The 12,222-nt window shown below is 56.0% G+C and carries 7 protein-coding genes; 3 read left to right on the top strand and 4 right to left on the bottom strand.

The features are described from left to right. Nucleotides 1-82 precede the first annotated feature (82 nt). A complete protein-coding gene (gyrA, locus tag OGM81_06090; GenBank protein UYJ44692.1) occupies nucleotides 83-2,656 on the top strand; it encodes a DNA gyrase subunit A in 2,574 nt (857 codons plus the stop codon). A 186-nt stretch (nucleotides 2,657-2,842) separates the two neighbouring features. Here gyrA and OGM81_06095 read toward each other — a convergent pair whose 3' ends face one another. The 3 genes from OGM81_06095 to OGM81_06105 are packed head-to-tail and all read right to left on the bottom strand — an operon-like array spanning nucleotide 2,843 to nucleotide 6,439. After that, nucleotides 2,843-4,246 (bottom strand): ABC transporter permease, encoded by a 1,404-nt coding sequence (locus tag OGM81_06095; protein ID UYJ44693.1) that lies wholly within the window; start codon nucleotides 4,244-4,246, stop codon nucleotides 2,843-2,845. Next, nucleotides 4,233-5,639 carry a hypothetical protein gene (locus OGM81_06100; protein ID UYJ44694.1) on the bottom strand — a complete coding sequence of 469 codons (1,407 nt, stop codon included), beginning with the start codon at nucleotides 5,637-5,639 and terminating at the stop codon, nucleotides 4,233-4,235. Before OGM81_06100 ends, OGM81_06095 begins: the two co-directional genes overlap by 14 nt. Nucleotides 5,640-5,656: 17 nt before the next feature. Beyond that, a complete protein-coding gene (locus tag OGM81_06105; GenBank protein ID UYJ44695.1) occupies nucleotides 5,657-6,439 on the bottom strand; it encodes an ABC transporter ATP-binding protein in 783 nt (260 codons plus the stop codon). A 132-nt stretch (nucleotides 6,440-6,571) separates the two neighbouring features. Between OGM81_06105 and tsaA the strand changes: the two genes are divergently transcribed. Beyond that, entirely contained in the window at nucleotides 6,572-7,252 is a 681-nt protein-coding gene (tsaA, locus tag OGM81_06110; GenBank protein UYJ44696.1) for a tRNA (N6-threonylcarbamoyladenosine(37)-N6)-methyltransferase TrmO, read from the top strand. A 303-nt stretch (nucleotides 7,253-7,555) separates the two neighbouring features. Then, entirely contained in the window at nucleotides 7,556-11,095 is a 3,540-nt protein-coding gene (gene nifJ, locus OGM81_06115) for a pyruvate:ferredoxin (flavodoxin) oxidoreductase (protein UYJ44697.1), read from the top strand. A 228-nt stretch (nucleotides 11,096-11,323) separates the two neighbouring features. Here nifJ and OGM81_06120 read toward each other — a convergent pair whose 3' ends face one another. After that, nucleotides 11,324-12,184, bottom strand: coding sequence for an undecaprenyl-diphosphate phosphatase (locus OGM81_06120; protein UYJ44698.1), 861 nt, complete (start codon nucleotides 12,182-12,184; stop codon nucleotides 11,324-11,326). Nucleotides 12,185-12,222: the final 38 nt, after the last annotated feature.

Here is a 12,222-nt window from a genome sequence, read left to right on the forward strand (position 1 = left end):
GAAAAAAAGTAGGCAAGAAAATTTTAATTTTCCCGCCGTAAAGTGGTTCTAGAGAGATAGATTAGATATTTAAGGTGATAGAATGGAAGAAAATATCATCATGGTGCCGGGGTCCGGCACCAAGGTCATTGTGCGCGATGTAAAACAGGAGATAGAGACGGCCTTTTTGGACTACTCGATGTCTGTTATCGTTGCGCGCGCATTGCCTGATGTGCGCGATGGCCTGAAACCCGTGCATCGCCGTATCCTGTACACGATGCACGAGCGCGGCAATGATCCACAGCATCCCTACCGCAAATCCGCCGATACCGTTGGTGCTGTGCTGGGTTCCTACCATCCCCACGGCGACGCCTCCGTCTACGACGCTATGGTCCGTCTGGCCCAGGATTTCAGCCTGCGTTACCCGCTGGTCGATGGCCAGGGTAACTTCGGTTCCGTGGACGGTGACCCCCCGGCTGCTTACCGTTATACTGAGGCCCGCATGTCCAAAATGGCCTGCGAGATGCTGACGGATATTGACAAGGATACCATCGATTGGGACCCCAACTTTGATGAGACTAAAAAGGAACCCCACGTCCTGCCCAGCCGCTTTCCGAACCTGTTGGTCAACGGCAGCCAGGGCATCGCGGTCGGCATGGCTACCAATATTCCGCCCCATAACCTGCGCGAGATCGTCAACGGTATGGTCGCCCTCATCGATGACCCGGAGATCGACCTGGCGGGCCTGATGGAGTACGTCAAAGGCCCCGATTTCCCCACTGGCGGCATCATCATGGGCCGCTCCGGCATCCGTGCCGCTTACGCCACCGGCCGCGGAAAAATAACGCTGCGCGGCCGAGCCGAAATCATCGAAAAGAAAAACGGCCGCTACGAGATCCTCATCAACGAGATCCCGTACATGGTCAACAAGACCCGCCTGATCGAATCCATCGCGGACCTCGTGAAGGATAAGCGCATCGAGGGCATCAGCGACCTGAACGATGAATCTTCCAGCCGTACCGGCATGAAGATCGTCATCGAGATCAAGAAGGATGCCAACCCCCAGGTCGTGCTGAACCAGTTGTACCGTTACACCCAGCTGCAGGATACCGTTGGTGTCATTATGCTGGCGTTGGATGACGGCGTGCCCAAGATTATGAGCCTGAAAACCATGATGGAACGCTATATTGAGTTCCAAATGCAGGTCATCCGCCGCCGCACCGCCTTTGATTTGAAGAAGGCCAAGGAGCGCGAGCATATCCTGGAAGGTCTGCATAAGGCCGTCGACATCGTCGATGAAATCATTGCTACCATCCGCGCCTGCAAGGGCGGCTTTGCCGAGGCCCGTCAGGCTGTGATGGATAACTTCGGCTTTGACGAACTGCAGGCGGATGCCATCGTCAAGCTGCAGTTGGGCCGTCTGGCTGGCCTGGAAATCCTCAAGATCGAGCAGGAATTGGGTGAACTGCGCACCGCCATCGCCGATTATGAGGACATCCTTGCCAACGACGAGCACGTGAAGAACATCGTCAAAACCGACCTGACCACCCTGGCCGACAAGTACGGCGACGAGCGCCGCACCTCCATCGAGGCTGTCTCCGGCGAGGTCGACATCGAGGACCTGATCCCCGAGGAAACATGCGTCTTCACGCTGACCCACGAGGGTTATATCAAGCGCACCACGCTGGACACCTACCAGGCACAGAACCGCGGCGGCCGCGGCGTGCAGGGCATGACCCAAAAGGACGACGACTTTACTGAGGAACTTTTTGTCGGTTCTACGCATGATTATATGCTGTTCATGACCGACCAGGGCCGCGTCTACCGCCTGAAGGGTTACCAGGTACCAGAGGGCAGTCGCACTGCCAAGGGCACCCACATCGTCAACCTGCTGCAATTGCAGGAGGGCGAAAAAGTCACCCTGATGCTGCAGCAGGCCGCCGATGTGGACGAGGACAACACCTACGCCACGATGGTCACTAAGATGGGCCTTATTAAGCGCACGCCGCTGTCCCAGTTCCGTAATATTCGCAAAGCGGGTCTGATTGCCATTGCCCTGAACGAGGGAGACAGCCTGGTCTGGAGCCACCTGACCAAGGGCAACGATGAAATTATCGTTGCCACCCACGATGGTGCCGCCATCCACTTTACCGAGAGCGGCGCCCGCGCTATGGGCCGTACCGGCCACGGTGTGCGCGTCATCAAGCTGCGAGAGGGAGACTATGTCATTGGAGCCGGTGTATGCCGCCCAGGTGCCAGCGTGCTGACCATTACCGAAGAAGGCAAGGGACGCCGCAGCCGCATTGATGATTACCGCATCACCAACCGAGGTGGTTTGGGTATCCGTAACTACAACAACGGCGGCGTGGCCGGCATCAAGATCGTGGACGATACAGACGACCTGATTTTGATCAGCCAGAATGGAATCCTCATCCGCATCCATGCAGCTGACATCAACACTCAGAGCCGTTACGGCAGTGGTGTGCGTGTCATGCGCCTGGCTGAGGGTGACAAGGTAGCCGTTGTAGCCCGTGTGGACCGCGACAACGAGGCCGAGACCGTCCAAATCGACAACGAGGGCGAAACCGACCCGACCCCCGAGGAACTGGCCGCCATCGAAGCCGAAGAACTCGCCCAGGAAGCCGCCGAGGAGAGCGCACCGAGCGACGAGGAATAAACGAGGGTTATGTTACTTTCTTTGAAAAGAAAGTAACCAAAGAAACTTTCAATAGAATCACAAAAAAGGACGATGCAGAGGTGAAATCTGCATCGTCTTTTTTATATTTCTGTAAAAGTTTGCAACCCATTCACGTGATATATGATTAAAGTTTCTTTGCCTACTTTCTTTTCCAAAGAAAGTAGGTTAGTCGTGGCGGATGGCCTCCAGGGCACTGATTTTTACGGCTTTGTTGGCAGGCAGGATGCCGGAGACAAGGCCAATCAAAGTCGCAAACACCAGGGCACCCAGCATCAGCCAGGGTGGGATGATGGAGATGGTCGAACTGGATGCCCCATACCCGCCCATGATGCCGGACAGGTCTACGTACTGGCCAAAGGACGCCATGATCGTGGTCAGGTTGTTCAAAATGAAACTGACCAGCAGGCTGATAAGCACGCCCAGCACGCCGCCAATAAATCCAATGCAGGAACTTTCCATCAGGAACATTGTGCGGATGTTATTGATCTCACAGCCAAGGACCTTCATAACGCCAATTTCCCGGGTGCGTTCGTAAATCGCCATCGTCATGGTATTGATGATGTTGATGGCCGCCACCAGCAGAGAAACAGCTGCTACACCGCCAAAAATCATCTGGCTGCGGAAGACTTGCTTCTGCATGTCCTCCCGCTGCTGGTTCGAGGACCAGGTGCTCTGAAAGCCCAGGTCATGGATGGCTTCTTCCACATCGCCCACATTTTTCAGGTCGTCGACCTTGACGTAAACCTGATCGTAGGAAGAATTGGTGTCCTTGATCTTGGCCATCTTGTTGTAGGCAGCCTCGATCACTTTCAGGTTCTGCATGCTCATGATAATGCCGCTTTGGGTCCACCAACCCTTGGAGGCATCCTGCTGCAGCTTGCCCACCACTTCCAATTCCCAGGTCTGGGTATTGGGGTTGGTGTTGTCGCCGTTGGTGATGGTCAAGGTCATTTTGTCCTTGTCGACGTCCACAAATGGCGGCAACTCGTTGCCGTTGGCATCGGTCTGGCCCTGCCAGCGGTAACGCTTGGGGCTGTTATCGCTGCGGCGGCTGTCGTAAAAATTGTAGCCGGTGTACTCACAGACCAGGACCGGAATTTTTTTGGATTGCGCATTGATGACGGTCGTGTCCAGCCACCGGCCGGATTCCAGCGCAAAGCCCATCGGCTCCAGAGCCACAGGATCCAGCGCTGTAATGTTGCCAATGTCCGATACATACCTGCCATTGCGCCCGGCTGAGACCGTGCCCTGCAAATTGTAAGGGTTGGTAAACGGGGTGGCCGCCAGCACGTTGTTCAGCTCACGGATCTGAGTCAGCGCGGCATCGTCCAGCTTGATTGCTTTGCCGTCACTGCCGACAGAAATGCCGCCACCGTAAATTTCAATCTGGGTCAGGTCGCCCCAACTCTGGATCATCTCGTCATTGGCCTGGTTCTGGGCAATTCCCAGGGAAATCATCAGCACAACCATGCAGGTGCCAATCACGACACCCACCAGCGTCAGCGCGGTACGGCCTTTGCGGCGTAAAAGATTTCGCGCCGAAAGACTGATCTCATCAGATATCTTCATCGCTGTCCTCATCCAAAGCAGCCAGGGCCTTGGCCTTCTTGCGTTTGCGCAGCACCACGACCACGATAACAGCCACCACAACGCCCACGCAGACTACGATCAGCACCCAGCCCCAAACCGGCATGCCGGTCTGCTGGGGTTCGTCCATATTGGAATCGGGATCCGGCATGTAATCATCGTAGTTCATTTCTTCCGCTGTAGCGGTAAAATCTTTGCTGATGGTGCGCGGGTTGCCGCTGGCATCCTCGTAGTTCAGGGTAATAACGCCGGAGATGTTGCCGGCGGCGTCGGGGGTAATATCAAAGTCGACGCTGCCCTCGGTGCCGGCATTCAGGTTGCCCAGGTACTGGTAGTTTTCGCCGCCCAGGTTGGTGCCAGTCAGACGGGCTTCCAGGTTGCCGATGGCGTTTTTGCCTTTGTTGACGTAGCTCATGGTCACGCTGCCGGTCTCGCCCACCATGATGGATTCGGAGCTTAACTGCAGCTGGCCTACCTCAAAGCGGTCGGGCTGGCTGATAGGCACCGAGATAGCGGTGGTGGAACTGACTGCCTTGCCGGAGATAGCGCCGGTGCCGGTCATGTTCACGGTAATGTCGGCCACTGTGCCGGTAAAACCGGCGGCAGGCAGCACCGAGAAGGTGATATTCTGCATCGACTTGGCCGCCATGCTGCCCACATAGTTGGACAGGCTGCCATCGCCCAGCGAGATATTCTCCGGCAGGGTCAGCGAGACGATGACGTCGTTCAGTGCCTCGTTGCCGTCGGTGGCGTACAGGCCCAGCGAGAGGGTAAAGGCGGTGCCCGCCGTTACGGCGTCACCATAATTGGAGGTGCGGACGATGAGGTTCGGTGTGGTGGCCTGGTCTTTGTCCACGCACTGGCCCAGCGTTACGCTGAACTGCTGCAGCGGCTTGCTGGTATCCAGATAGCTGAGGTTGATGGGCAGGGTATTGCCGCCGCCGTTGTAGATGACATCGCGGAACAACAGCACATAACTGTAATAATTGTATTGGGGGTCCTTGCGGGTCTGGTCAGGGTCGTCGTTGCTTTCAAACAGCTGACCAATTTCGCCGGTGCCGGTGTAAGTAAAGATGGAAGAATTGATGCGGGCCACAATGTCTTCGGCCTTTACGGCATACCGGGCCGAGGAATGGTCCACCACCTGCAGCACGATGTTGACCTGATCGCCCACGTTTAGCGTGGTGATCTCGCCGCCTGCGGGGGTGGTCACGGTGTAGCCGGTGACATAAACGCCCTGGTTGTCTGTGGTCACGGTCGAAGTATCGCCGCCGTTGTTGATGCCGGAATCAGGGTTACTGTCGTCCGCCCAGACAGACAGGCAGAGCGCTGCCGCCAGCGTAAGTACCATCAACAGGGAAAATAAGCGTTTCAAGGTAAAACCTCCATATATCAGTTACTTTTTTCTTTTGCCGCGTCGCCTCCGATGGACATATCGCCCTGCAGGTCGGCAAACAGTCCTTCGCGGTTGCGGGTTTTGGTGGCCTCGTCCTGCACCACGTTGGAGCAGACTTTACCGTCCAAAATGGTCACGACCCGGTCCGCACATTCGGCTAGTTCCGGCTCGTGGGTGACCATGACGAAAGTGACCTGCTGGTTCTTGGTCAGCTCCAGCATGCGGTACAATACCTGCTTACTGGTTTTGGAGTCCAGGTTGCCGGTAGGTTCATCAGCAAAAATGACTTTGGGATTGCTGACAAAGGCACGGGCGATGCCCACACGCTGCTGCTGGCCGCCGCTCATCTCAGTGGGCAGGTGGTTGGCGCGGCCAAGCAGGCCCATACTTTTCAGTTCCTTGCGGGCCAGCTTTAGGCGGGTCTTTTTGTCGATACCCTTAAACATTAACGGTAATGCGACATTTTCTGCGGCGGTCATCGTGGGCAGCAGGTTGTAGCTCTGGAAGATGAACCCCAGATGCTGCTGCCGGAACTGCGCCAATTCGGTTTCGTTCATGGCGCTGATCTCGTGTTTGCCAATGAAAACTTTGCCGCGGGTGGGCTTTTCCAACCCGGCCAGCTGGTTCAGCAGGGTAGACTTACCGCTGCCGGATTGGCCGACGATGCAGCAAAATTCGCCTTTTTCGATCGCAAGGTCTACGTCATTCAACGCTACAACGCGCTCTTTTCCAACAGCGTAGACTTTGCGCAGTTTTTCGGTTCGTATGATGGGTGCCAAAGATTCGCCCCCTTTTCGTAAGATGTGTCTATTTTACCATAAAACGTAAAAAATAGGAAGATAGCGAGATGTAAAAATTTGAAATATGGACCCGTTTCTTATATAATAGGAAAAAGAGGGGAGAGTGTTACCGTGGAGACTATCATCCGTCCTATTGCTCATATAAAAAGTGACTTTACCGATAAATTTGGCATCCCGCGGCAAAGCGGCCTGGTGCCGGAGCTAACCGCCCGCATCGTGTTTGAACCGGAATATCGCGACCCCAACGCGCTGGTGGGGTTAGAAGGCTACAGCCATCTGTGGCTGATCTGGCAGTTCTCGACGGTGGCGGCCGAGTATGCCGCAGGCAAAAGCTGGCGGCCCACCGTGCGCCCGCCCCGGCTGGGTGGAAACGCCCGGCGCGGTGTGTTTGCCACCCGCAGCCCTTACCGGCCCAATGCGCTGGGTCTTTCCTGCGTGGAGCTGTCGGGCATCGAGAACGGCGACATTCTGGTAAAAGGGGCCGACCTTTTGGACGGCACGCCGATCTTTGACATCAAGCCCTACCTGCCTTACGTGGATGCCCACCCCGAAGCCCGCGGTGGCTTTACCGAGCAGACGGCTGCTTACGCGCTGGAAGTACAGTGCCCGCAGCCACTTTTGGACAAACTGCCGGAAAATAAGCGGGCCGCTTTGTTAGGTGTGCTGAAAAACGATCCACGCCCGGCCTACCAGCATGACCCGGACCGTGTATATGCCATGGATTTTGGCGGTTACCGGGTGCAGTTTCAGGCCGGTGAGTCTATGTTAACTGTCATTGACATTCAAAAATAAGCATACTTACGATTGATAAAAATATAACAGTCCCGAAAATGTCCCTGCAAAAAGGGTAAAAAAACTGCCATTTGGTGAAAATGGTCAAAATGTACACATCGGACAAAAAAATCTGTGCAATATTCTAAATAAAACCCCTTTACGAATGGGGGCGTTTTTTGGTACAATAAAGCTATGCAAAAGCGTTTATCTATCAGTGCGCCCGGAGCAAACTACAGGCCGCCAAACAGATAAACGTGGGCCCGTGCGGCATGACACCCGCGCGGAAATGCAATACACTCTAATGAAAACGGAGGAAGAAAAATGCCCAGAGCAAAACAGTCTATGGACGGCAATACCGCTGCGGCGCATGTAGCTTATGCATTCACCGATGTGGCTGCCATCTACCCCATCACCCCCTCCAGCCCCATGGCCGACACTGTTGACCAGTGGAGCGCTGCCGGTCTGAAGAACATCTTCGGCAACCAGGTCAAGGTTGTTGAGATGGAGTCCGAGGCCGGTGCTGCCGGTGCCGTGCACGGTTCTCTCGGTACTGGTGCTATCACCACCACCTTCACCGCCTCTCAGGGCCTGCTGCTGATGATCCCCAACATGTACAAGATCGCAGCCGAGCAGCTGCCCTGCGTCTTCGACGTGTCTGCCCGTACCGTTGCTACCCAGTCCCTGAACATCTTCGGTGACCACAGCGACGTTATGGCTGTTCGTCAGACCGGCTTCGCTATGCTGGCTGAGAGCAACCCGCAGGAAGTTATGGACCTGTCTCCCGTGGCTCATCTGTCTGCCATCGAGGGTCACGTTCCCTTCGTGAACTTCTTCGACGGTTTCCGTACTTCTCACGAGATCCAGAAGATCGAGAAGTGGGACTACGCCGATCTGAAGGAAATGTGCAACATGGAGGCTGTCGAGGAGTTCCGTGCTAAGGCCCTGAACCCCGAACACCCCAAGATGCGCGGTTCTCACGAGAACGGCGACGTCTTCTTCCAGCATCGTGAGGCTTGCAACCCCGCTTACGAGGCCCTGCCCGCTGTTGTTGAGAAGTACATGGCCAAGATCAACGAGAAGCTGGGTACCAACTACGACCTGTTCAACTACTACGGCGCCGAGGATGCTGACCGCGTCATCATCGCCATGGGCTCCATCTGCGACGTTGCAGAGGAAGTTGTTGACTACCTGACCGCTAAAGGCGAGAAGGTTGGCCTGGTTCTGGTCCGCCTGTATCGTCCCTGGGTTTCTTCCGCTCTGCTGAAGGTCCTGCCCAAGACGGTCAAGAAGATCGCTGTTCTGGACCGCACCAAGGAGCCCGGCTCCCTGGGCGAGCCCCTGTACCTGGATGTTGCCACCACCCTGCGTGAGGCTGGCATGAACGATGTCGTTCTGACCGGCGGCCGCTACGGCCTGGGCTCCAAGGACACCCCGCCGTCCTCTGTCTTCGCTATCTACACCGAGCTGGAGAAGGACGCTCCGAAGCCCCGCTTCACCATCGGTATTACCGACGATGTGACCAACCTCAGCCTGCCTGAGGTCAAGCCCGCTCCCATCACCTCCGCCCCCGGCACCAAGGAGTGCAAGTTCTGGGGTCTCGGCGGCGACGGTACTGTCGGTGCTAACAAGAACTCCACCAAGATCATCGGCGACCATACTGACAAGTACATTCAGGCTTACTTCCAGTATGACTCCAAGAAGACCGGTGGCGTTACCATCAGCCATCTGCGTTTCGGCGATAAGCCCATCCGCAGCCCCTACTACATCAACCAGGCTGACTTCGTGGCCTGCCACAACCCCGCTTACATCCACATGGGCATGAAGATGGTCCAGGATGTCAAGCCGGGCGGCGTCTTCATGATCAACTGCCAGTGGACCGATGAGGAGCTGGACGAGCATCTGAACGCTGCTGATAAGAAGTACATTGCTGATAACAACATTCAGCTGTACACCATCAACGCTATTGATAAGGCTATCGAGATTGGTATGGGCAAGCGCACCAACACCATTCTGCAGTCTGCCTTCTTCAAGCTGGCTGACGTCATGCCCATCGACGACGCTGTCGAGTACATGAAGGCCGCTGCCAAGAAGAGCTACGGCAAGAAGGGCGACGCTGTTGTCCAGATGAACTGGAAGGCCATCGATGCCGGCCTGGACGCTGTCCATAAGGTCGAGGTCCCCGCCTCCTGGTCCAACCCCGCTGCTGATCCGGCTCCGAAGGCCCTGAAGGGACCCGACGCCCTGGTCAAGCAGATTCGCGATATCATGGAGCCCATCGCCCGTATGGACGGCGACAGCCTGCCTGTTTCTGCCTTCGAGGGCAACGTCAACGGCGAGTGGGAGCAGGGTGCTTCTGCTTACGAGAAGCGCGGCACTGCTGTTATGGTTCCCGAGTGGGATGCTGAGAAGTGCATCCAGTGCAACCAGTGTGCATTTGTTTGCTCTCATGCTACCATCCGTCCGTTCTGCCTGACCGCTGATGAGGCCGCCAACGCTCCCGAGAGCACCAAGCTGGCCGACACCAAGCCCAAGGCAAGCGAGTACAAGTTCACCATGGCTGTTTCTCCTCTGGACTGCATGGGTTGCGGCGAGTGCGTCACCGTCTGCCCCACCAAGGCCATCGAGATGAAGCCGCAGGAGAGCCAGTCCGCTCAGCAGGCTGCTTTCGACTACTGCGTCGAGAACATCCGCAAGAAGGACAACGTCCCCGGTGTTGTTTCCGAGGTTTCCGTCAAGGGTTCTCAGTTCAACCAACCGCTGCTTGAGTTCTCTGGCTCCTGCGCAGGCTGCGCCGAGACCTCTTATGCCCGCCTGATCACCCAGCTGTTCGGCGAGAAGATGTTCATCTCCAACGCTACCGGCTGCTCCTCTATCTGGGGTGGTACCGCTTCTATCAGCCCGTACACCACCAACAAAGAGTCTGGCCACGGCCCCGCCTGGATCAACTCTCTGTTCGAGGACAACGCTGAGCACGGCCTGGGCATGCAGATCGGTTATGAGACCGTCCGCGCCAACCTGATCACCAAGGTTGAGGCCCTGAAGGGCAAGAATGCTGACCTGGATGCTGCCATTGACAACTTCCTGGCCACCAAGAACAACACCAAGGCCAACGACGCTCCTGCAAAGGCTCTGGTCGCAGCTCTCGAGGCTGACGGCAGCGCCGAGGCTGCTGAGATCCTGAAGGATAAGCAGTACCTGGCTAAGAAGAGCTTCTGGATCTTCGGCGGCGACGGCTGGGCATACGACATTGGTTACGGCGGTTTGGATCACGTCCTGGCTTCCGGCCACGATGTCAACGTTATGGTCTTCGACACCGAGATGTACTCCAACACCGGCGGACAGGCTTCCAAGGCCTCCAACATCGGTGAGGTCTGCCAGTTCGCTGCTGCCGGTAAGGAAATCAGCAAGAAGTCTCTGGCTGAGATCTGCATGACCTACGGCTACATCTATGTTGCTCAGATTGCTCTGGGCGCCAACATGGCTCAGGCTGTCAAGGTCATCGCTGAGGCCGAGGCTTATCCCGGCCCGTCTCTGATCATCGGCTACGCTCCCTGCGAGCTGCACGGTGTTAAGGGCGGCATGACCAACTGCCAGAACGAGATGAAGAAGGCAGTTGCTGCTGGTTACTGGAACCTGTTCTCCTTCAACCCCGCTGCTAAGGCAGAGGGCAAGAATCCGTTCACCCTGACCTCCAAGGCTGGCGATATGTCCAAGTATCAGGAGTTCCTGGCTAACGAGACTCGTTACAGCCGTCTGGCACGCGCCTTCCCGGATCGTGCTAAGGAGCTGTTCGAGAAGAACCAGGAAGTTGCCGATGCTCGTTACACCCACCTGACCAAGCTGGTCGACCTGTACAAGTAATCTTGTATAGGCACCGCTTAACGGCATAAAAAAGTTCCCACCTGCGCTGAGCAGGTGGGAACTTTTTGTTGTGATGGGGTGAAGTTTCCCGTTCTTTCTTTACAAAGAAAGAACCAAAAAAATTATAAACAAAAGTGGGAGGTATGGCCGTAGGCCATGCCTCCCATTTTTAATTAAAAATTCTTTTGGTCCTTTTCTTATAAGAAAAGGACAGAGAACCTCATCCCATTATGCCAGCACAAAAGTCTGCAGTGCCCAAATTCCCAGGACAACGATGCCCAAGGCGATGCGGTACCAGCCGAAGGCGGTAAAAGTATGCTTCTTCACGTAGTTCATCAAGAAGCGAATGGCCAGCATGGAGACCACGAAAGCCACAATGCAGCCTACCAGCAGGGCCGAAATCTCGGCCAGGGTGAACACGCCGCCCTTGGCCAGGAACTTGACAAGCTTGAGGCCCGAAGCACCTGCCATAACGGGAATAGCCAGGAAGAAGGTGAACTGGGAAGCAGCCGGGCGGCTCATACCGCAAAGCAGACCGCCAATGATGGTGGAACCGCTGCGGGAAGTGCCTGGAATCAGAGCCAGAACCTGCCAGGCACCCACGATGAGGGCCTGCTTGTAGGTGATGCGGCTCAGCTTGGTAGTGGTGGGCACGCGGGGGCGGCGCTCAATGAGGATAAACGCGATACCGTAGATGATGAGCATCAGGGCCACGGTAATGCTGTTATACAGATGAGCATCCAGCCAATCATCCAGCAGCAGGCCCAAAACCGCAGCCGGGACGCAGGCTACAATGATCTTGCACCACAGACGCACCACTGGCCAGCGGAAATGCCGGGAAAAACCGGAATCCCGGCCATTGTCGGCGCAGAACGGCCACAGCTTTTTGAAATAGAGAACGACGACCGCCAGAATCGCGCCCAGCTGGATGACCACGCGGAACATCTCCATAAACTCGGCGCTGAAACTGAATTTAAGAACCTGCTCCGCTAGGATCATGTGGCCGGTACTGGAAATCGGCAGCCATTCGGTAACGCCCTCGATGATGCCATACGCCACCGAGCGCAGAAGATTTAGGAAAAATTCCATTGGGGTAAAACCTCCTTTATAATAAGTATATCATACCA

It is taken from the genome of Oscillospiraceae bacterium, from assembly GCA_025758045.1.
Lineage (GTDB): Bacteria > Bacillota > Clostridia > Oscillospirales > Ruminococcaceae > Gemmiger.

What these genes read in the sequence shown, in the direction of transcription:
- gyrA (UYJ44692.1), top strand. Translation starts at nt 83, where the DNA reads ATGGAAGAAAATATCATCATGGTGCCGGGGTCCGGCACCAAGGTCATT.
- OGM81_06095 (UYJ44693.1), bottom strand. Translation starts at nt 4,246, where the DNA reads ATGAAGATATCTGATGAGATCAGTCTTTCGGCGCGAAATCTTTTACGC.
- nifJ (UYJ44697.1), top strand. Translation starts at nt 7,556, where the DNA reads ATGCCCAGAGCAAAACAGTCTATGGACGGCAATACCGCTGCGGCGCAT.
- OGM81_06120 (UYJ44698.1), bottom strand. Translation starts at nt 12,184, where the DNA reads ATGGAATTTTTCCTAAATCTTCTGCGCTCGGTGGCGTATGGCATCATC.